Here is a 22268-nt window from a genome sequence, read left to right as displayed (position 1 = left end):
TTATTCCGAAAGAAAAAACGCGGCAGATGCCGCGTTTTTTCTTTTTGTCGTATCGGAATTACCCGCAGAACTTATTGGTAGACACGAACATAATCGACGTACATCCGTTGCGGGAACTGGCTACTGCTGTCCGGGCTGCCTGGCCATGTACCTCCAACCGCGACGTTTAGCAGGATGAAAAAGGGGTGGTCGTATACCCAGGGGCCATACTGCTCTACCTGGGTACGTGACACGCTGTAGAAATTATTGCCGTCGACGTACCAGCTGATGCCGCTGCTATTCCACTCTACCGCGTAAACGTGATAGCCCGCGTCCACATTTTGACCGACGTTATAGGTTCCCGTAATGGGTGTGTTACCGGAGTAACCGGGGCCGTGCAAAGCACCATGGGTTAGAGTCGGCTCAAAGCCTACGTGCTCCATGATGTCGATTTCTCCCGAGTTAGGCCAGGGCGTGCCCGTGCGGATGTTTCCTCCCAGCATCCAGAAGGCCGGCCAAATACCTTGGGTCTGCGGCAATTTGATACGGGCCTCGATACGACCGTACTGAAACTCCTTCTTGCCAGCCGTGATCATGCGGGTGGAAGTATACTGGCAGGGTCCGTACCAGCAGCTTTGCCCGCCTTGTTGACGTGCCTCGATCACCAGCACATTGCTACCCGCTTGAGTGTCGTATTGGATCGATGCGTTCTGGCCTGCGGTGTAATACTGCAACTCGCTATTCCCCCAGCCTCCACCACCGGTTTCGAACGTCCAGTTGGCACTATTGATGGAGTCGAATTCATCGGCCCACACCAGTCCATTGCTCGCTGCCGGGCTCACGACAATCGACGTCACATTATCGTTGAAGCCTTCATTATTAAGGCACTCATCGTTGCCGGTAATGGTGACCGACGCGCCTGTGAAATTATCGTGTTCGTACAGCGTAGCCTGGTAACCGGATGACACCTCAATGGATGAGGCCTGGTCGTTTGCAAAACCCAATGCCTGGAGACTCGCCAGATTGTAGCTCCCAACGTCGAGTGCGGTGGACCAACCGTTAAAATTGCAATGCTCATGGACTCTGGCAACGCCGGTGTCCGACTCCTCGGCAACGACTTCGATCCAGTTCAGGTTCCAGTTACCGGTAACGGCGTAGACACCGAGGCTGTATGTCCCAGCGTCGATATGTACTGTGTGAGATATGGTTTGCCAGTTCTGCCAACCTCCGGTGTTGGGGATCTCCAGATTGCCGAGCACGATGGTGCCGCCGTTCAGATCATTCGATAAAGTCCCGCCGGTTGCGGAGGCGACCCGGAAGCGTACGGTATAGGTCCCACTGCTGGGAATCGTCAGGTTGTTGAAGGCGAGCCATTCACCGGCATCGACCCAGCCTACATTGTGACCACCCCCGCTATCGGTGGTGGCTTCTATGTCGACATCATCGGCGCGATAGGCACCACCGGTGTTTCCTGGAGTGGTGTCATAAAAGGCACTGTAATCTTCGGCTTCGAAGAGAGTTGCATGGGCACTGCAACAGAGTACTGCGGCACCGAATCCTGTAAGCAGCGTGCGAAGCAGTTTCGCCGGCCGCGAATGTATAGCTGATCTCATTTGTTGTCTCACTGGGTAGTGTCAAGGGCGCTCGCAATCCTTGTGGTTAGCAAGGTGTGAGCTACGAAAATATCCCTTGGAAATTACGTCGTGGCGTCCCATGTTGGAAGTAAATAGAAGGTGAGACTTGGTAAATGTGACATTGGTGGCGCTTATCTGAATTCAGTTGACCTCCGGTGTCGTGAATATCTACGGAGGCCGGGAATTAAACAGGTATGGTTCCGCCTACGAGTTGTTCATACGTTTCTTGGTTTTGTTGGTGGCCTGTGCGTTGGCCGGGTCGTCTGGCCAGAAATGTTTCTGATATTTGATGCGCAATTCTTTTTTTACTTCGTGATAGGTGTTCTGCCAAAAGCTGGCCAGATCTCTTGTGACCTGCACCGGGCGCTGTGCTGGAGATAGCAGGTGAATCATCAGCGGATAGCGGCCCCGGAGAATCGCCGGAGTTTGCGCCAGGCCAAACATCTCCTGCAGTCGCACCGCTAGCACTGGCGGCGTTTGCACATAGTCGATGGCGATACGTGAGCCGCTGGGGGCTTGCAGATGGCCGGGTGCCAGAGCGTCCAGGGCTTGCTGTGCATTCCAGTCCAGTTGCCCCAGCAGAATGCTTTTGAGGTCCAGTTGTTTCAGTTGTTCAAGTTTGCTGAAGCCTTGCAGATGCGGCAATAACCAATGCTGCAGGGTGGAAAGCAGGGCACTGTCACTCCAGTCCGATAACTCCAGTTCCCCGAGAAGATCCGGAAACTTCTCCCGCTCCGACTGCAGAAAGCATACACGGGCCACCAGCCCCTCGGACTCTTTGGTCCAGGGCAGCAGGCGCAAGCCGGTCTGACGCACGGCATCCAGCAGGGCGAGGCTCAATTTTTCCGGTGCGATATGGGCGGAGGGCTTATCTTCCAGAACCAGTTTGCCGAGGCGCCTCTGGTGGCTGGCAATGGCGCGCCCACTGTGGTTATCCCAGCGCACAACATCCGTTTGTTCGATCCGGTCGGCGAAGAACTGGTCCAGCGCTGTGCGACTGATCCCGGCGGCGAGCTGCACTCGGGCATCGCGCCCCTGGCCGTCCAGCTCGGCGATCACCAGGTAAGGCTGCAGTGCGAGCTCGTCATCGTGGGAAAAGTGCGCCCCCCGACCGTTGGACAACAGGAAACGACGCCCCTGATCGCGGCGATTTTGCGCAATGCGGTCCGGGTAGGCAAACCCGAGCAGTACCCCGGTGGTGTCCAGGGGATCCGGAGTGGAACCTTCTGTCGCCGTGGAATTTTGTTGAGCAGACAGCTGCTGGCGCCAGGTATTTGCCTGCTGGCGAATGCGCTGAATTGCACCCTGGTCGGCTGTCCCGGCTTTGGCTCTTCCCTGCAGAACATCCATACGTTGCTGAATGTCCCGGTTCCAGCGCTGTTCACCGCGGAAAATATCCCGTTCCGACAGCAGCGCTGCGAGGAGGGTGGCAGGCTCTGCCAGTCCGAGCTGGCTACCTTTTAAGATCATGTGCGCGAGCCGCGGGTGGGCGCCCAGGGTCAGCATCCGTTGCCCGTGGTCGGTAATGCGCCACTCGCAATCCAGAGCGCCCAGTTCCATCAGCAGTTCCCGTGCCTGGGCCACAGGTCCGGGTGGCGGCAGGTCCAGCCAGCGCAGTTCGCGCACGTCGCTCACGCCCCACTGGGCCAGCTCCAGAACCAGCGGCGCCAGGTCGCTGAGCAGCACCTCCGCGCTGTTCTTCTTTGCCATACCCCGTTGGGTGGATTCGCTCCACAGTCGCAGGCAAAAACCTTCGCTCAACCGTCCGGCGCGGCCGGTGCGTTGTGTTGCGGAGGCCTGGGAGATTTGCGTCGTCACCAGTCGGTTCATACCGGTATTAGGATCAAACCGGGACTCCCGCATCAGACCGGAATCCACCACCATACGAATACCTTCGATGGTCAGGGATGTCTCCGCAACATTGGTTGCCAGCACGATTTTGCGGCGCCCGGATGGGCACGGATTGATGGCTGCATCTTGCTGTTCTTTTTTCAGGTCACCGTATAGCGGCGCGATCAGGATATCGTCCCGCTGGCCGAGATGTTCGCGGAGCGCCCGCTCGGTTTGCCGGATTTCACCGACACCAGGCAGAAAGACCAGGATGCTGCCCGGTTGCTGGTCGATCAGCTCACCCACCTTGCGGCTGATCAGTGTGGGCAGTTGGCGAATGTGTTCGGGCACCTGCGTATGGGGCAGGTAGGCAATGTCTACCGGATAGGCGCGGCCCTCACTGGTCACGATTGGTGCGTCATCCAATAACCCGGCGATACCCTCCGCATCCAGTGTTGCGGACATGATGAGGAGCTTCAGATCCTCGCGCAGCACCTCCTGGGATTGCAGGCACAGGGCGAGCGCCAGGTCTCCCTGCAGATTGCGCTCGTGAAATTCATCGAAGATCACCAGCGCGGTATCGGCCAGTTCGGGGTCGGACTGCAGCAGGCGGGTCAATATCCCTTCGGTAACTACCAGAATACGGGTTTGCGCGCTGGTTTTACGTTCCGCCCGGATCTGATAGCCCACGGTCTTACCCACTGGCTCCCCCAAAAGCTGCGCCATGCGGGCTGCAGCCGTGCGCGCGGCGAGGCGCCGCGGCTCCAGCATGATGATCTTGCGGCCCTGCAGCCACGGGCTCTCGAGCAGTGCCAGCGGCACAGCGGTGGTCTTGCCGGCGCCGGGAGGGGCCTGCAGGACGACGTTGTGGTGTGCGCGGAGTTTTTCCAGTAGGGCTGGAAGTACGTCCTGAATGGGTAGTTCTCTCATGGGCGTGATTATACCGGCGTGGATTTATACGTAGGAGTGCGGGGTGGTAGTTGGGCTACATGGTTGACACTGTCACCTTCTTTTTGTATCATTGATAGTGTCAATCATATGCGGTTGGCAACACACCCCGGCCCAGGTCGGAAATCGAGGCACGATGTTTTACGAGCAAGGTATATGAGTGAATCGACACTGAGCGACAACCTGCATCGGCTGATGCATCGGTACCGAAGTCGACTGCGTGAAGAGGTAGCCCGGCGAGATCTGGGACTGCCGATTACCCATATTCGGGCACTCAAGGGGATCTGTCGGAACCCACACTCCACTGCGCAATCCATCGCCCAGCGTATGCAGCGTGATAAAGCGCAGATTACCCGGGTGTTGAAGGAGTTAATTGCCGAGCAGCTGATTGAGAAGCGCCCGAACCCGGACGACGGGCGGAGTCAGTTGTTGCTCCCCACGGAACGGGGCAGGGCGGTGCTGGCAGACCTGATGGCCGCGGAGCAGGAGACCGCCAAGGCGATGACACGCAGCCTGAGTGCAAACGAGCTCGAACAATTTGCGGATCTTACCGCCCGTATGGTGTCGAATCTCACTAGTGAATCTGAAGGAGGTCGCTAGCATGTCCAGACCTGCGCTACGAGAGTTACAGGTAATACAGAGCCGACATATCACCCCGCATATGTTGCGACTCACAATCGGCGGCGAACAGATGGCAGGGTTCCCGGCGGATCAGGAAAGCGCATATATCAAGCTGCTGTTCAAGCAGGGAGAAGGCCGTCGACCCTTGATGCGCACCTATACGATTCGCAGTCAGCGCGACAATGAAATCGATGTGGACTTTGTGATACACGATCATCCCGGGCCCGCCGGCCGTTGGGCGCTCGGCGCACAACCAGGGGATCCCATCCTTGTGGGAGGCCCCGGTACACGCAAACTGATTCATCCTGACGGAGACTGGTACTTATTCGTGGGGGATATGACTGCCTTACCTGCGATCAGCGTAAACCTTGCGCGATTGCCGGACACCGCAACGGGGGTTGCCGTTATCGAAGTTGCCAGTCAGGCTGATCGTCAGCCCCTCGTCTGTCCGCCCGGCGTCGATATTGTGTGGGTGGTCCGTCGCCACCAGTCTCCGCCCGGTGAGGCGCTGTTCAGTACGGTAGCCCAATTACCCTGGCCCGAGGGCAGCCCATCGGTATGGTGTGCTTGCGAATTCTCCAGCATGCGCAAGTTCCGCGCCTATTTTCGTGAGGTGCGTCGGATTGACGCGAAGCTTCGGTATATTTCCAGTTACTGGAAGTACGGTATGAGTGAAGATCAGCACAAGGTGGTAAAGCGCGAAGATGAAACTGCCGTGGCAGCATCGTAACGGAGAGCACAAAGATTTATGGAAAAAGTATTCTGGTTGGAGAAATGGCGCAACAACGAAATTGGCTTTCATAACCGCGAGGTGCACCCGCTACTGGTTCAGCATGTTCCGTGTCTCAATTTAAGCCAGGGTGACCGGCTTTTTCTGCCCCTGTGCGGTAAAACGCTGGATATTGCCTGGTTGCTGGAGAAAGGGTACCGAGTTGCCGGGGCAGAGCTGAGTGAGTCTGCGGTTATACAACTGTTTGATCAGCTGGCGATCAACCCGCGAGTCACCGACCTTGGCGCACTGAAGAAATATCACAGTGACGACGTCGAGATGTTTGTTGGCGATATATTTGATTTGACGGGATCGGCGCTTGGCCCGGTGGATGCCATCTACGACCGTGCAGCCCTGGTGGCGTTACCTGCGCACACCCGGCAAACCTACACGCAACAGCTGCACAACCTTACTGCCAGCGCGCGCCAGTTATTGATTTCATTCGAGTACGATCAGGCCCGGCTGGCCGGGCCGCCTTTCTGTGTCAATGGTGAAGAAATCCGGCAGCTGTATGCTGACGGTTACACCATTGAGTTGTTGAGTTCCGTCGCGGTTGCGGGTGGCCTGAAAGGACAGGTCGCGGCGATGGAGCAGGTCTGGCACCTGCAGCCCAGGTGAGCGCGGCCCCCACAATACTGACAGTGCGCGAGGTACGGATGGGGGCCGCCTAAGATCAAGCGGCCACCGTCACCGGTGTGTGATCGCGGCTACTGAGAAACCCGGGGCGGGGTTTGGGGGCCCCGAAGGGGGCTTGCGGGCGGTTGTGTACACTGTTGTACACACACATGGCTACCTGCCGAGGGTCACCCGAAATATTATCTGGTGATCCATGCAGCAGGTTGCACTCGTGAATCACCAGGGTGCCCGGTTTTCCGGTAATGGCGTGAATGTCCCTGCCTTGCAGAATTTCGCGCATGGTTTCCGCCCGTGGGACACCCAGCTTCTGTTCCCGCAGAGAAGATTTGTAGTTGTCTTCCGCCGTCTTGCCACTGCAGGAAATATACAGGTGGTGGGAGCCGGGAATCACATAGAGTGGGCCATTGTGCTGGTGATTCTCATTGAGCATGATCCAGGCGGTCAATGCGCGCATGCGCGGCATGCCGTCTTCAACATGCCAGGTTTCAAAGTCCGAGTGCCAGGCGAAAGAGCGACCGTGAAAGGCCGGCTTGTTGTTAATCCGGGATTGCATTCGGTATACCTCGGACCCCAGCAGTTGATGCACAATCGGTAGTACTTGCGGATGCCGGAAAAATCGATCGTAGGCACCGCTGAAGCCACAGGGATTAAAAATGGTACGCAGTGAGTTGTCGTGGGGCTCGCACACCAGTTCTTCGCGGCCGGCGAGCTTATGACGCAAGCTCTCGGTTTCTGCGCGCAATGGTGCAACCAGTTGCGGCATAAACTCAGGGAAAATGAGATAACCGTTTTCTCGGTAAAATGACAATTGCCCGTCATTCAAAGGGCCGTGGGTGGTTGCGGGATCCGCGTAAATCACAGGGTCCTTACGCGGGATGATTTGCTCCCTGCCACCAATACGGGAAGGGTACATATCATCGGTCATAGAACGTTTTCCTCCTTTTCTGAAACTGCAGGCAAGGGTGGGCCTTACCGGTTGGGTCTGAAAAATGTAAAACGTTGTTGCTCAAGGCACCTGGCCGCCGATTTTGGTACGCTCGGACAAAGCGGGCCGTGTAGTGCCCTTGTGGAGTTGACGAGCCGGGTGATCGCGGGCAGGAACCCAGTGATCGACAGGATTCTTCCCCGGCTGGTCAGGCGCAGGTGGAATGAACCGGCGCGATATTCAAGCGGCTCTCCAGGTGCAAGTCAAGCGTCGAGATCTGACGCGTACGCTGCTTATTTCAAGCAGCCGTCGAGAAAACGTGTGCGGATGAGGTGAGCGCGATGGACTGCAACTGCTGCCCGCCCCAAAAGTACAGACCAGATTCGCAAAAATTCAAGGATTGGAATGACCCAGAGCATCGCCTGGATAGATTGGTTGGTGATTGTCGCTTACTGCGTAGGCCTTCTCGCTATGGCGTACTGGCTGTCTCGCCGACAGCACAGTAGGGAAGACTACTATGTGGCCGGTCGCAACGTAGGGCCCTGGCCGGTAGGGCTTTCGATCATGGCCACGCAATGCTCCACCAACAGTATTCTCGGCGCCCCTGCGTTTGTCGCTTTCACGGCCGGCGGTGGGCTCTTGTGGTTACAGTATGAATTGGCGGTACCACTGGCAATGATCGTTCTGATCCTGTTTGTCATGCCGCTGTTTAGGCATCTCAAGCTGGTCTCAGTGTACGCCTATCTGGAGCAACGCTTCGATCTGCCCACTCGCCTCACATTGAGCGGTCTCTTTCTGTTTGTGCGCGCTTTCGCCACGGCGGTTACCGTATACAGCATTGCCCTCGTGATTGACCTGATTACGGGGCTGGGTTTTACCGCGTCGGTACTGCTGTTGGGTGCGTTTACGGTGCTCTACGACGTGCTGGGTGGCATTCGTGGGGTTATCTACTCAGACGTTATTCAGCTTTTGATTCTCACTGCCATGCTACTGGTCGTGCTGATCTTCCTTGTGGAAGCCAGCGGCGGCTTTGGCGAAATGTGGCAAGCGTTTTCTTCGGAGCGGAAAAGTACGCTGGATTTTGCCCATCACGGTTTTGGCGACGGGCAGACCTTCGCTTTCTGGCCAATGTTGTTTGGTGGGCTGTTTCTCTATGTTTCCTATTACGGGTGTGATCAGAGCCAGGTACAGCGCCAGCTGAGTACCCGCAATATCGACGCAACCAATAACGCTTTGCTGATTAACGGTGTGCTGCGTTTCCCCCTGGTATTCCTGTACTGTCTGGTCGGTGTGGGGATTGCCGTGTTCGCTGCTCGACACCCGGAGTTTATCGCGGCATTGCCGGACTCCGGCGATGGCCCCGAGTACAACCTGTCGGTGCCGATTTACATGATTCACGCATTGCCAGTGGGGCTGGTGGGTTTAAGCCTGGTTGCACTGTTCGCTGCCGCGATGTCGTCTCTGGATTCGGTGCTGAACTCGTTAAGTGCTACCACCATGGAAGACTATGTGCGGCGGTTTCACCGCGGAAGCTGGAGTGCGCGCCGGGAGCTGGTGCTGTCCCGGCTGATCACCGCACTCTGGGGTGGGGTGACCCTGATCATGGCGTTTTTTGTGGGTGATATTGCGCCCACGGTACTTGAGGCCATTAACAAGATCGGCTCACTGGCGAACGGACCGATTCTCGCGGTGTTCGCGCTGGGGTTTATTGCGAAAGACGTCTGCGGACGCCACGTTATCGTTGGTCTGCTCGGCGGTATTGCCGTAAACGGCGGCTGCTGGCTGTTTTTACCTGACGTTTCCTGGCTCTGGTGGAATGTGATTGGCTTCCTTGTTACGGCGGTACTTGCGTTGCTTCTGTCGTTCGTGTGGCAGTGCACTGATGACGGGACGAGCAGGCGCGCGTTGGGTCGCCGTGAGAATGTTGGCGGAGAGTTTATTGGCGAGGCGCGACTCAATCGGGATCTGTACGAGCGAGCGATCCAGAGCCACTTGCGTCAGGAAGCCAGGTTCGATTGGTATCGACGGTCACTGTGGCTGTTGGTGTGGTTTGGTGCGCTGCTGGCGCTACTGATGATTATTTCCAGCTAGCTGACCAACATACTAATCCGCGGTTTTCGGCGCACTCAGCGCCTTGCTGTAAAAACCGGAAGTATCAAAACAGCAAACCCGCTTTTTCCCTTCTGCGAGCATATTGCAGGCGTCCTGAATACGTTTTATCCGGGTCTTCGCCTGCTTGGCGGATTCGATCCAGTGAATCCAGTCGATACGGGCGATGGTGGTTGTGGCATCCCAGGTCGCCCTGGATTGTGGTGAGGCCATTAGTGCTTGGTCAAAGTCTGACGGCACTTCAGGCTCGGGCTCCTTATCCACCGCTTCAATTTCAAACTCCGCAACATCACCGTGAACTGTGCCTGCGGATTCCAGTAAGTCTTTGTCGATTCTCAGCCAATGACTCTTCCGGCCATCTGGCTCGAGAAGCGCCTGAAAGGTTTTGCCGTTTATTCGACCGTTAACCGTAGTGCGGCCCCGTCGGGGCAGGATTGCGCTGGCCTCCTTGGGAAGAACCACGAACGCCCAGCCTCCATTGTCTCCCGGTACCTTGGGGCGGAGTAATTTCTCTCGAAATTGGTACATTATCTTTTGTTTGGTCATCTGTTGTTAGTCGATAGTGTTTTTTGGCCCATAAGTTTGTCGCTATAGGTGCTTAGGTACAAGTAGCTAATCATCACCAAGATAGGAATGTTCTTGGTTAACGGACCGAAAGGGTGGAGCCAAAAGTCGGGTTTAATGATGGTCAGAAGAGCGGTATAGGTGATGATTACTCCAAATTGGAAGAGATAGCACCGCTGTAATTGCCATCCAGCTAGGAGCCAGATACCGATAACCAAGTCTAAAGCACTACCTGCCCATATACACACACTGGCCAGACTTCCGCGAATTCCTCCATGGGCCAATACTTCATAGCCAATATCTTTGGCGAAAAAGGGGGATGTAATGGCGGTTGCCAGCCATAGAAAACTAAGGCTGAGCCTTGCAATTAAATGAAAATGGACCACCACAGAGTACCTAAATGACCGACAGTGGCTTGAATACCATTAGCCAAAAAATAATCAAAATTGATGCAAATGCCGGTATCCCCAAGGCCACCCACCGGCGCATGAGCTTTCTGAAATCTGGACTAAGTTGGCCTGAAGTCAGAGATTTTTCGGATAGTGATTTTAGTCGATATTGAATGACGACGACCGGCAACCAGCAGATTCCAATAAATAGAAATAATGCAATGACAGAATGGAACCAGGTGGAGGAAAATGAATATCCGAGTATTTGCATGAGGAGCACACCGGTTACAAACTGGCTTGCTACTGCTGGAGCAGTAAACAGCCAATCTGCAAGAACCACATGGCGTGCAGTGATAGCAATCGCGGCAATGTTCGAGGTGCGGCTTGCCATAAACATAAAGAAGGCGATACCCATTCCCGTGCCGGCAACTACCATGGCGCTCAGGATATGGATCATTTTCAGTACAAGATAATACTCCAATGCTATCGCTCCAGTTGATGAGAAATTCCGAGTGGTAAAGCTTCCTTGTCAAAGTCTGCGATTGAAAACAAACCCAAGCAGGGTGTGGCACCTTTCATATCGATCTCTCCGGCGATCAGCTTTTTTGCAAGAATGATCGCTGAAACTGTAGGAATATATGGACCAACCCCATCCTGGGCGCACAGCGTCCATTTTATGCGCTTCTCCTGAAGGTGGTCGTCTCTTCCGAAAAGATTTATCTGCATTCCGCCAATATCGCTGCCGAACCCCTTGAAAAACTCGCTTGCGCGGAAGATGGGGGAGGTGAGGCGCGCCCAGCTTTTCACAATTCCGATCTTTGCCAGCCACGCCATTACAACCATGCCAAAATGTAGAATCGGTAACTCCAGTCCTGCCTGGAATTTAACCGTTTTTATGCCCTTGTAGCGATGGGGGAAGAGTTGAAGGTCGGGAATATCAATGTCCGCAAGCCATCTTTTGCCGATAGGTTCACCAAAATCCAACCGCCTGGGCCCCATCCAGCCAAAAGTGTCGACCCATTTACCGTGTAGATAGACGGAAAATGGGTGGCCCGTGTATGAGAGAATGCCGCGTACAGTAGCTTCACCGCGCTCGGCCTGATTGCCTGGTGCGATTGCGAAATCAATTGTTTCGAGCGCTGAAAACTCTTTGGCATAGTGATCTACCACAGTAGACGATAGGCCCGGGACCGAGCTTGCGCCTGATACGATCAGTACCCCTCGATCCTTGGCCAGCTTGTCTAATGTCGTGATATTGCAAACAAAGTGCCGATCGTCGGCGAGGTCGATATAGTGGCATCCCAGTGCTATACAGGTTTCTGGGACCCGGTAGCCTTGCCCTTGGAATGGGCCACTGGTATGTATCACCAGATCGGGCGCGATGGATTCTAATGTTCCGGCAAAGGCATTCGCATTGATGTCGATAGCTGCCGTTTCGAGCACTGCTCGGGAGCCAATCGAAGAGAGCTGTTGGCGCAAGTTTTCTGCCTTCGACACGTCGCGCCCGGCAATGATAAGAGTGATACCTGAAAGGCGCGACAAATTTTCAACGATTCGCCGGCCGAAATTCCCGTAACCGCCGAGAATTAAAACCCTGCGCACATTGTTTGCGTTGCGAGTCTCCATTAGAAATCGAGTACCTCCGACATTGTACGCAGGCTGATTGGCATCTATTTAGCTTCTCAAATTCGACAGTAAAAATGATTTTGTGTTGGGGGCAAGCGGAGCCAGAGCCCAGGGGCTCTTATGTTTATACACAAAAAAGGCCGGCAATGCCGTAATGCTGTTCACTTAAGCATTGCAGCCTAAGGTGGGGCCCCGGAAAATCCGGTTTCCAGATCAGGAAACCGGATTTTTTTGTGTCTCTTCAGCAGTCTCTCTTCGATATTGATGCCCTCCAGTCCTTCTGTGACCTGAGTACCTTCACCCAGAACATTCCCGTTGAATGGGTGGATTCCGCTCTGCAGTTATCCTCGCAAGCCACTATTCGCCGCCGTCGACTTCCCGCCGATCAGGTACTCTGGCTCGTGCTGGGCATGGCCCTGTTCAGGAATGAACCGGTCTCAGAAGTTGCCCGCAGGCTCAATATCTGTGCTCAGGGGCTCGCGAACGATAGCCTGTTGGCGCCAAGCGGGGTATCAAAGGCGCGACAGCGTCTTGGTGCTAACCCCGTTCAGTGGCTATTTCAACGTACCGGGGCGCACTGGGGACATGAGCGTTACCCCGAAGATGAATGGCGAGGATTGCAAGTTCTCGCTGTCGATGGCGCGCTGTTGCGCACTCAAGATACTCCTGAGCTGCGAGATCATTTTGGCTCCGGTAACACGAGCACAAACCGGCAAACTCCGTACCCTCTTATGCGCCTGGTTGCTCTAATGAACGTACGTTCACATGTACTTCTGAATGCAGAGCTAAGCCCTTACCGACGCAGCGAAATACGCCTGGCCGATGAGTTTATGAATCAGGTGCCGGAAGCCTCCGTAACCCTGTTTGATAAGGGTTTTTGGAGTGCAGACCTTTTGCTGCGGTGGGCGGATCAGAACACGCAACGCCACTGGCTGATCCCCGAGCGCAAAGGCCTGGTCAGTGAGACAGTGGAGGTCTACAACAAAAATGATCGACTACTGCGAATGAAGGTCTCCCCCCAGGCTCGGAAGCGCAATCCGGCCCTTCCCGAGTACTGGGAAGTTCGAGCAGTGAGCTACAAGCATAATGGCAAAAACAAAACGGTATTTACCTCGCTACCGGCAGATACTTATGGCACTAAAGCCGTCGCGAAGCTCTACCAAGAGCGCTGGGAAATCGAAATCGGCTTCCGTGACATCAAAAGTTCCATGCAGCACAACGCCGTCACCCTACGTAGCAAGACCGTGGAACTGGTTTATCAGGAAGTGTGGGGGCTACTGTTGGCGTACAACGTGATACGTCGAGAGGCAAGCCAGGCAGCGGTCGCTCACGGGGGAAACCCAGCCAGGATACGCTTTAAGTTCGCATGCCAGTATATTGCTGCGCAGCTGATTGTCATGGCCGCGGCTCAGCCATTATCAAGGACTGGAGCGCGCTTATCGGAGCTTAGGGCGGGGATTGGGAACCTGTTTTTAGAGGACCGTCCTCGGCCTTCTAGGCCGAGGACGGTAAAGATCAGCAAAACCCGCTATCCGGTGAATCGTCGTGCTGCTCCGCTTAAGTGAACAGCATTACGGCAATGCCGACCTTTTATGGAAAGGGAATCTCGGTTTATGCCGGGTTCTACCCCACGCGTTCCTTCAGTGGATTACGCAGCTGTTCCGCCATGCTCAGCAGCAGGGATTCGGTCGTTTCCCAGTCGATGCACTTGTCGGTGACTGAAACACCGTACTCCATTTTACTGCGGTCCTTATTGATCTTCTGGTTGCCGGCTTTCAGGTTGCTTTCCACCATGATGCCGATAATGGACTTGTTGCCGTCCAGAATCTGATGGGTCACATTGTCGACCACCAGCGGCTGCAGTTCATGGTTTTTATTGGAGTTGGCGTGGCTGCAGTCGACCATGATGTTGGGTACCAAGCCGGCGGCTTCCAGTTCTTTCTCGCACATGGCAACACTGACGGAGTCGTAGTTTGGCTTGTCGTTGCCACCGCGCAGTACCACGTGGCCGTATCTGTTACCGGCGGTGTGGATGATGGCGACCTGGCCTTCCTTGTTGATTCCCAGGAAACGGTGCGGGTTGGCGGTGGACTGGAGGGCGTTGATGGCCACTTCCAGGCTGCCGTCGGTGCCATTCTTAAAGCCCACAGCCGAGGAGAGGCCGCTGGCCATTTCACGGTGGGTCTGGGACTCGGTGGTGCGGGCACCGATGGCAGACCAGGAAATCAGGTCCTGCAGGTATTGCGGGGAAATGGGGTCCAGCGCCTCGGTGGAGGTGGGCAGACCCAGCTCGGCGATATCCAGCAGCAGTTTGCGGCCGATGTGCAGGCCGTCTTCGATCTTGAAGGAGTCGTCCAAGTGCGGGTCATTGATCAGGCCCTTCCAGCCCACGGTGGTGCGGGGCTTTTCAAAATACACACGCATGACGATCAGCAAGGTGTCAGAAACCTTGTCCGCCAGCGCCTTGAGGCGCTTGGCATAATCGATGGCCGCATCCACGTCGTGAACGGAACAGGGGCCGATCACAACCATCAGGCGGTGGTCTTTGCGGTCCAGAATATCGCGCACTGCGGCGCGGCCGGCGGCTACCGAGGCTTCGGCAGCTTCGCTGACGGGCAGTTCCGATTTCAGCGCTTCCGGGGTAATCAGGATGTCCTGGGAGACGACGTTCAGGTCGTCGAACTGCTGCGTGGTCATGGCTAATTCACTACTTTTCGATAATTTTTTACGCGTCCGTGCCCGCAGGGCGTGCGCTGCGGGGCAGTTATGCTACCTAGTGGCAGGGGGCAGGGCTAGGGTTTCATTTGAAACAGTTTTAGGCGTCACGGCTTTTGCGTAAGGGCGCAAATCTCATCATAGCCAAGCGCTTAGTAAAGGGATGAAATTCCTGCCTAAACACAAATTTACCCACCTGGTAGGACACCCGTTCCTTCGTTATTCAGATGGAAGCTCCACTAGCCGCTGTAGCAGCGGGAAGTACAGGGCGCATCGGATAGACCTTTCCCCACGTTGATAAAACAGGCGGCGGTAGTTTTCCAGTTGCCCCCGGTACTTCTCCAATTGGTCCTTGATAAACGCGTCTTCCGCTTCTCCGGCAACCGGTTCTGCGGTTTTGTAATCGACAATCCAGCGGGTGCTGGTCTCGTCGATAAAGGTTCTATCGATGATGTTCCTCCGCAACTGGCGGCCACCACTGTGTAACTCCAGTTCCGCCGCAGAGGCCGTATGACTGGCATCCAGCAGCCAGCGTCCAGTTTCACAGTTCAGAGTGTTGAGTACCGCCTGTTCCACTTTGTCCTGGGCTTTTTCCAGGTTGCTGCCACTCAGCCCGGCTTGCGCCAGCCGAATCTGCCAGAGGGGGCGCAGTTGTTCGCTCAGCTCCGCTGGTGATTGCGTTTGCATCGCCGGGTTTTCGGTCAGCGTCGCCAGGGTTTCATGGGCCACGGTGCCGGCGTGACGGAACCAGCGTAATGTCACCAGACCCATGTCCGGCAGGTTCGGTTCGCTGGTTTCCGCCGGTTGGTAATCCGGTGTGCGGTACTGAGACAGCCATTCCCGCCTGGGCGCAGCGGGGACTTCCCAGGATTGGGGCAGGCGCAGCAGGTAATCGTAGTCCTTGCGTGCGCGCGATGGCCCATGTTCCTGTTCTGGCGCTTCCTGCCAGTGACACCAGTCACTGGTCTCCTCCTTCGGAATGGAGGGCCAGATACAGGCCAGCAGTGCGGCGGCGCCGGGGGGCTTGAGGGTGCCTTTCTTTTCGTCGCGTTTCACACAGGCAAGGAGATGCAAGGACCGAATAGCACGGGTGCAGCCGACGTACAGTAGCCGGGTGCCTTCGAGCCGTTCTCGTTCGCTGTTGTCGTGGCGCAAATAGTCAAACAGCGGATCCTTGTCGCCCCGGGCACTTTTCGGCGCGAGCATAAATCGGTTTTCGCCGTTGCTGTTGAGCCATTCTGCCCAGCGTAGCAACTGGTCACCGCCGGGCTTGCCACCTTGATCGAGTCCGGGGATCAGAACGTGTTCAAACTCCAGCCCCTTGGATTTGTGAATGGTCATCACCTGCACACGGGCATCCTGGCCCGGGCGGGCGAATAATTTTTCCAGTGCGTTGTAGAACTGGGTCCAGTCGGCAATCGCGCTGCCGGTATCGTATTTTTCGAGTAGCTGGAAAAAGTCCTGCACGTTTTCCAGGTCCGTCTTATGGGCGACGGTTGCGGGGCCACCGAGGGCCAGCCACAGGCCTTCAATCCAGGTGCGCAGGGGTTTACGGCCACGGTGTTGCCAGGAACGCAGCAACGTGTTGGCGCAGCGATGCAGCCGCTCGCGGGCGTCGTCACTCAGCAGCGGAATCTCGTCGATTTCCTGCAGTGCGAGGAGCAGCGGGCGCGCAGAGCTGTCCGTAGGCGCGCGGGCTTCAGGTTCACCATCGATCTGATTGCCCGGGTTGGCAAGGTTATAGCTGGCGAGGGTGTATAGGTCTGGCAACTGCAGACCGCACCAGGGGGCACGGAAAACGGAGAGCCACGCAATTCGGTCGCTCGGGTCGAGTAGCGCACGGGTCAGGCTCAACAGGTCCAGCACCACCATTTTACTGGCCAGCGGTGCCAGGTCCGGCGCCTGGAAAGTAATGCCGGCAGCACTCAGTGCGGGCAGTACCCGGCCTAGGTGTTTCTTTTTGCGCACGAGGATCGCGATGCGGCTATCAGGGTCCTGTTCGCGCAACTGCTGCACCAGTTTTACCGCCTGCTCGGCTTCCAGGTCCCGGGTTTCGTCATTGACACAACCGTAGAAGTTGACCGCAGGCGCGGGCCATTTGGTGCGCTTGAAGGCGTGTGAGTGCAGATAGCGCACGGCACCACGGCTGATATTGTCTTCCGCCGGGAATGCCTGTTCGAAGGTATTGTTGACCCAATCCACCACGGCGCCTTCCGAGCGGAAGTTTACCTGCAGATCCAGGGCTTCCAGGGGCAGTCGGTTATTTTCGTGGCCAATACCCTGGGCGCGGGCACCGAGGAAAATACCCACGTTGGCGTTGCGGAACCCATAACAGGACTGCATGCCGTCACCAACGATAAAGAGTGTGCGTCCATCGCCGGGCTCCCAGCCGGCGGTCAGCTTTTCCAGCAGCTGCAGCTGCATCTGCGATGTATCCTGAAATTCGTCCACCAGAATATGCTGTGTCTGCAGGTCGAGCTTCAGTGCCAGGTCCGTAGGCTCATCGCTGTTGCCGAGCGCTAGTAGTGCCGCCTGGGCGACTTCGGTGTAATCCGTCGCTCCAAGTTGCTGGAAGACCAGTTTTAATTGAGCAACGAGGCGCGGCAGTACCTGGGCCAATGCCTGAAGTAGTTCCCACTGACTCTCCTGCAGACCGGTGGGGAGGTTGCGGGCTTCATTGAAGGCTTCGGTTACACGAGCGTTTTCGCTCAATTCCGCAGACAGTGCATAGAGCCGGCTTTTATACGCGTCGGCACCGGGCACTTCTTTTTCGGTGGGGAAACCGTGGCGTTTGTCGACGCGCTTGCGCGGCCCATTCTTGTCCGTCACCAGCATATTGATCAGTGCCAGCCAGTGGGGCAGGGCGCTGGCGTCACTGCCGGGTAACGCGACAATGCCCGCGCAGGCAGCGAGTGGGTGGGCGACGGAATGATCGCGCAGGTAGCTGCCGGCAAAGTCCGCGAGCTCCAGCACCTCGCCCTGATAAACAGCCAGGCACTGGGACAGTTGGGTCAACCGGTCTGACACCAGCTCGTCGATAACAAAGTGAAAATAATCCTGCGTCCCTTCGTGCCCCACGCCCAGGAGCGGGCCAAGCCACTGGTCGCGTTTTTCCAGCAGGATCTGTAGCAGTTTATTGAGCTGGCCCAGATCGTTGTCCAGATGCAGCAGCAGTTGTTGCAGTGCGGTATCTGCCTCGTCGCCATCCAGAGATTTGAGCAGGTTCACCACCGCCATCTCAAACGCGACCTGAGTCTGTTCCAGGGGTTCACCCGGTGCACCTAGGCCACTTTCAATGGGCAATTGGCTGGCCAGGCTGCGGCACAGGCCATCGATGGTCTGGATCCGCAAACGCTGAGGCATCTGCAAAAGTTGCCAGTTCAACTCGCGATCCCGCGCTAGCAGTGCGCTGGCCAGATCCCAGGTGATGGCATCGTGGGGGTTGTCGGGGTGTTCGGTATCGCGGGCTTTCTGCAGTGCCTCGATCAAACGCTCGCGCATTTCCCCGGCGGCCTTGCGGGTAAACGTAATGGCGAGGACCTCTTCGGGCTGCTGGCAACTGGCCAGTAGCTTCAGAACACGCTGGGTAAGCAGGCCAGTCTTGCCGGAACCGGCCGGCGCGGAAACCGCAAAACTGCGGGTTATGTCCAATGCGCGGGTGCGGGCCTCGGCATCGATGGGCTGGGAGGGCGCCTGGTTGGATACGACTTCGTTCATTGTGCTGCCTGCTCCCGCTCCGGCCAGCGATTCAATGGCCAGAGTTCACTCTGATTGGTGTTGTCCTGTGGGCGGTCGAATTGCAATGTGGCGACACCGTTGCGGTATTCGCCCACAAGCATTTCCAGGCCCTGCCGCCAGTAGTCGCTGAGATCCTGCCAGGTGGTGTAGGGCGCGTCTTTCTGGGTATCGGCTACCGGCTTGATGCCCTTGATGGGCTGTTCCAGCTCACCGCAGCCGCTCCATTTACAGTCGCTGGCGCGCACCTGGCCAAAAGCGATGGCCTGGGCTTTGGGCTGGAACAGGGCGTACAGGGGTAACTGAGGTTCGCGAATGCGTTCCTGCAGCCATTCGTTGATACTTGGCGTTCCGGTTTTGTAGTCGATGACCAACTGCGCACCGCCGGCAAGCTGATCGAGGCGGTCGAGGCGGAGGTTGAACTGCAAGCCGCCGATGGAGACCTGCTGATCCCACTCGATTTTTTCCACATGAAACGCGGGGCGCTCGCTTTCCAGTTCGAGCCACTGGTCCATTAATCGCAACAGGCGCTGTTGCTCCATGGCCCAGAATCCGCTGGGCAGATGCCCGTGTTTTTTGCGCATATCCCGCAGACCGTTGTCGATGGCGGTTTCGATTTGTTGCTTGCGCGCGCCTTCGTCCAGTGCTTTCAGCTGTACGGAGTCGCCGCAGGTCTGCCAGAACTCGGCCAGTACCTGGTGCACCAGGTTGCCGCGCTCGGCGGGACCGAGGCCGATACTGGGGGCCATAAAATCGCTGGCGCCCAGGCGGTAACGCAATTGCGCGTTGAGTGGGCAGAGTGCCTGGGCCTTCAAAACGGAGGCACCCCCGCGTACGTGCTCGCACTCTGCTGGCAGTAACGGTGGCAGGCGGGTGTCAGGGACCTGTTCCAGGGTGACCGCGTCGGCAAGTTGCTGGTTGTACTCGGTCAGCCCGTCACAGGCGAAGGTTTCGGCTTCTGCGGGATCGCCGAACAGGTTGCTCAATCCCTGGTGGACGCCATCTTCCTCGCAGGCATAGCTGACCACGATATCGCCACTGGCATTCAGCAGGTCGTCGGTCAACTCGCGGGCGAGCTCCAGCTCGCGCTCGGCACTGGCGCGGGGCATTTTCCAGTGTTTTTGCCACTGGATCGGAAGCAGCGGATTTGGCGCCGGTGCGGTGGGCCATTGCTGCTGGCCGAATCCAACGAGACGCAGGTGATCGAAGGCCAGGCCGCCGGCTTCGAGGACGCCGAGAATCTGCAAGGGACCATCGCGGGTCTCTGCCTGAAAGGGCGTGCGACTGGCGATCTGCCGCAACTGTTGCAACGCCTCAGTGACCGTCAGGGTACCGGCAAAGGCGGAAAGCGTGGCGAAATGCTCCAGCGCGCTCTCCCAGTGCATCAGTTGCTGATATTCCTGACTGTCCGGGTTGCGCTGTCCCGGCCAACCCAGCAGGGTGAGAATCTCGGAAAAGCGGGCGGCCCAGACTTCTGCCGGTGCCCGCTGCCAGCGGCGCTGACGATCGCCGATCTGCTCAAGTTGTCGCGGCAGCGAGGCGCTGTCGAATTTCAACTCTTCGGTGATTCGCTCGGCCCAGTAGCGCAGGGTGTCGCCAGTGACTTGACGTAGTTCCAGTTTGCGCAAGCGGCGGAATAGCGCACTGCGCAACCACAGGGATTCCTCATCTCCCCAAAAGGGGCTGAACAGAATATTCCTCAGTTGGGAGTAATCCCATTCGTCCGCAAGCAGCTCGAGCAACTGCAAAGCGGCGGCCCCCACCGGTGTCTGTGCCAGGGGGGTGCCGGCGGAAAAGTTGAATGGCAGGGTGTAGCGCGGTTGTGCGGGGTCAAGAAACTGGGGTTCCAGTACCCGGGAAAAAATGGTCTCCACCTGGGCTCTGCACTGGCCGAGGTTGTTGACCACAATACCCACACTGGCACGCCGGTTGCTTGTATTGCTCTCTTCGAGTTTCTGTGCCGCCCAGCGCGCCGCCTGATACAGCTCTTCTTCCAGATTGCTACAGGCAGCGCGGGTTACGACAGCGGCGCGTCTGGCGGCCGGGTGGTCCACCAGATCCCCGCTGGCTTTCTCGATGATCGCTTTATGCAGCGGGGAAATCTGTACGAATCCGGCCGTATCAATGCGCGGTAACGAAGGCAGCACGCCGCTATCGAAGGCGTGCAGAATACACAGGTCCCGCTGATCCGGCGTAATGGCATTGTGCTGGCGCAGCTGATCGGCGAAGGCACGGATCATACGGAACAGTGGAAACGCCTCCGCACTCAATGACAGGGCAAACTGCTCCAGCAGGGGCTGGATGGCGCTGTCGAGCTGCTCCAGGTTGTCTACCAACTGCCATTGCAGCAACTGGGCGAGGGCGCCATCTGCGTCGCGGCACAGTTGCAGGCTGTTAAGCAACGCTCTTTCCAGCGCTTCATCAAACGCGCGTTGCCACAGCAGTTGGCGTTGCTCACGATTCAGCACCTGCCGCAATGCCGGCTGCCAGCCCAGCTGTTGTAACCGGAACCACAGTGTGTCCAGCCAGCCCTGCAGTGACGCCACTGGAGGCGGCGCCCAACTCGCGGATACCGGTTGTTCGCTGGCGTACGCCTGCTGGCAGCGATTGCGCAGGCGATTGTTGGGTGTCAGTAGCAGGCCTCCCGGGGGGAGTTGCGCGAGAATATCGAGTACGGGAAATGCTGGCTGCAGCATGAAGGGGCAAACCTGGGTCTGGGAGTTGGTCAAGCGTGTAGAGCGGATAACAGTCGCGGTTTACGTGGAGACTGTCAACGGCCATCGGTCGCCTTTTTCGGCACCGATCAGCTGACCGGTAAGCGCGGCGCCGGTGAGAACTCCGCGAAGGCGAGGGCGATTTGCCCGTCGGAATCCGCGGCACTGCTCAGGAGCTGACTGGCCTCCGCCCGCTCGGGCAGAACAAGGTGTAGTTCATCCAGCCACCATTGCACGCGACGGGCGATCGCCGGGCCGGAATCGAGCCAGCGGATTTGCCGGGGTGCAAATCGATCGAGCTCTTCCCGCAACAGGGGGAAATGGGTGCAGGCGAGCACCGCGGTGTCGACCCGGTCGCCGCCGGCGGTGTGAAAGATTCGGCGCAGTACCGGGTCCAGGTCGGTGGCTGTGATGCGCTCACCGCGCAGTTTGGCTTCTGCCAATCGTACCAGTTCGGGAGCGGGAACGTTGATTACGCGATGGCCATTGGCAAACTGCTCGATCAGCTCGCGGGTATAGCGGCGATTGACGGTACCCTCGGTGGCGATCAGGGCGATCACGCCGCTTTCGGTCTCCTGGGCCGCGGGCTTGATTGCAGGCACTACACCGACGACCGGTTGTGGCAGCACTTCACGCAGCTGTGGCAGGGCGAGGGTGCTGGCGGTATTACAGCCGACCACCAGAATATCCGCCCCGGTGGCGGCCATCATCGCCGAGGCCTGTTCGACGATCCGCGGGCGGAGCGCTTCCTCGCTCTTGGTGCCGTAGGGATAAAAGCCGTTATCCACCCCAAAATGCAGGGTGAGTGCCGGAATCTGCCGGCGAACCTCACGGGCGATGCTGATGGCACCGACACCGGAATCGAATATCAATGCGCTGGGGGCCTTGTTAGAATGGCCGCTTCCATTGGGCATAACGAGAACCTGTTTCCCTCACTTCCGCAGCCCGGCATATATTGGCGGGGCGCGCTAATCGGGCCAAGAATACCGCATTCAGCGCCGGGACTGGCAGGTCATTTGTCCTCAGCGCGTCGCCCGGGTAATCCGGGCCGTCTCAATAAGTTTAAGAGTTTTC

Annotated in this window: 16 protein-coding genes; 5 read left to right on the top strand and 11 right to left on the bottom strand. The window is 57.3% G+C overall.

What is annotated here, in order from left to right; genetic code table 11:
* Positions 1-71: 71 nt before the first annotated feature.
* Entirely contained in the window at positions 72-1592 is a 1521-nt protein-coding gene (locus LRR79_RS12195; RefSeq protein WP_231757479.1) for a family 16 glycosylhydrolase, read from the bottom strand.
* Between the two features lie 225 nt (positions 1593-1817).
* Positions 1818-4373, bottom strand: coding sequence for an ATP-dependent helicase HrpB (gene hrpB, locus LRR79_RS12190; RefSeq protein WP_231757478.1), 2556 nt, complete (start codon positions 4371-4373; stop codon positions 1818-1820).
* 174 nt (positions 4374-4547) lie between these two features.
* On the opposite strand from hrpB, the gene LRR79_RS12185 reads away from it, so the two are divergent.
* From LRR79_RS12185 to tmpT, 3 genes are read left to right on the top strand one after another with little or no spacing between them, the layout of a single operon-like run.
* Positions 4548-4991: a MarR family winged helix-turn-helix transcriptional regulator gene (locus LRR79_RS12185; protein ID WP_231757477.1), complete on the top strand. Its 444-nt coding sequence runs from the start codon at positions 4548-4550 to the stop codon at positions 4989-4991.
* A 1-nt stretch (position 4992) separates the two neighbouring features.
* Complete coding sequence (locus tag LRR79_RS12180; protein ID WP_231757476.1) at positions 4993-5742, top strand: siderophore-interacting protein; 750 nt, start codon at positions 4993-4995, stop codon at positions 5740-5742.
* An 18-nt stretch (positions 5743-5760) separates the two neighbouring features.
* Positions 5761-6399 (top strand): thiopurine S-methyltransferase, encoded by a 639-nt coding sequence (tmpT, locus tag LRR79_RS12175; protein WP_231757475.1) that lies wholly within the window; start codon positions 5761-5763, stop codon positions 6397-6399.
* Positions 6400-6454: 55 nt separating this feature from the next.
* Here the strand turns inward: tmpT and LRR79_RS12170 are convergent, their stop codons facing one another.
* Entirely contained in the window at positions 6455-7342 is an 888-nt protein-coding gene (locus tag LRR79_RS12170; RefSeq protein ID WP_231757474.1) for a phytanoyl-CoA dioxygenase family protein, read from the bottom strand.
* 405 nt (positions 7343-7747) lie between these two features.
* Between LRR79_RS12170 and LRR79_RS12165 the strand changes: the two genes are divergently transcribed.
* Positions 7748-9433, top strand: coding sequence for a sodium:solute symporter (locus LRR79_RS12165; protein ID WP_231757473.1), 1686 nt, complete (start codon positions 7748-7750; stop codon positions 9431-9433).
* Between the two features lie 12 nt (positions 9434-9445).
* Here the strand turns inward: LRR79_RS12165 and LRR79_RS12160 are convergent, their stop codons facing one another.
* From LRR79_RS12160 to LRR79_RS12150, 4 genes are read right to left on the bottom strand one after another with little or no spacing between them, the layout of a single operon-like run.
* The gene (locus LRR79_RS12160) at positions 9446-9979 is read right to left on the bottom strand and encodes a YdeI/OmpD-associated family protein (RefSeq protein ID WP_231757472.1); all 534 of its coding nucleotides are present in this window, start codon (positions 9977-9979) and stop codon (positions 9446-9448) included.
* Positions 9980-9993: 14 nt separating this feature from the next.
* Positions 9994-10401: a DoxX-like family protein gene (locus LRR79_RS17395; RefSeq protein WP_407665209.1), complete on the bottom strand. Its 408-nt coding sequence runs from the start codon at positions 10399-10401 to the stop codon at positions 9994-9996.
* A gap of 10 nt (positions 10402-10411) precedes the next feature.
* Positions 10412-10885, bottom strand: a complete 474-nt coding sequence (locus LRR79_RS12155) for a DUF2269 family protein (RefSeq protein ID WP_231757471.1) — start codon at positions 10883-10885, stop codon at positions 10412-10414.
* Between the two features lie 2 nt (positions 10886-10887).
* Positions 10888-12030, bottom strand: coding sequence for a saccharopine dehydrogenase family protein (locus tag LRR79_RS12150; protein WP_231757470.1), 1143 nt, complete (start codon positions 12028-12030; stop codon positions 10888-10890).
* Between the two features lie 260 nt (positions 12031-12290).
* Between LRR79_RS12150 and LRR79_RS12145 the strand changes: the two genes are divergently transcribed.
* Entirely contained in the window at positions 12291-13595 is a 1305-nt protein-coding gene (locus LRR79_RS12145) for an IS4 family transposase (RefSeq protein WP_407665249.1), read from the top strand.
* Between the two features lie 58 nt (positions 13596-13653).
* Here LRR79_RS12145 and LRR79_RS12140 read toward each other — a convergent pair whose 3' ends face one another.
* The 4 genes from LRR79_RS12140 to murI form a co-directional block, all read right to left on the bottom strand.
* Positions 13654-14727, bottom strand: coding sequence for a 3-deoxy-7-phosphoheptulonate synthase (locus LRR79_RS12140; protein WP_231757468.1), 1074 nt, complete (start codon positions 14725-14727; stop codon positions 13654-13656).
* Between the two features lie 237 nt (positions 14728-14964).
* Complete coding sequence (locus LRR79_RS12135; RefSeq protein WP_231757467.1) at positions 14965-18462, bottom strand: UvrD-helicase domain-containing protein; 3498 nt, start codon at positions 18460-18462, stop codon at positions 14965-14967.
* A complete protein-coding gene (locus LRR79_RS12130; RefSeq protein WP_231757466.1) occupies positions 18459-21176 on the bottom strand; it encodes a PD-(D/E)XK nuclease family protein in 2718 nt (905 codons plus the stop codon). Before LRR79_RS12130 ends, LRR79_RS12135 begins: the two co-directional genes overlap by 4 nt.
* A 107-nt stretch (positions 21177-21283) precedes the next feature.
* Positions 21284-22108 carry a glutamate racemase gene (gene murI, locus LRR79_RS12125; RefSeq protein ID WP_231757465.1) on the bottom strand — a complete coding sequence of 275 codons (825 nt, stop codon included), beginning with the start codon at positions 22106-22108 and terminating at the stop codon, positions 21284-21286.
* Between the last annotated feature and the right edge of the window lie 160 nt (positions 22109-22268).

The organism is Microbulbifer elongatus (assembly GCF_021165935.1).
Classification (GTDB): domain Bacteria; phylum Pseudomonadota; class Gammaproteobacteria; order Pseudomonadales; family Cellvibrionaceae; genus Microbulbifer; species Microbulbifer elongatus.
The sequence above is the reverse complement of the archived record's forward strand: the minus strand, read 5'-3'. Positions and strand labels throughout refer to the sequence as shown.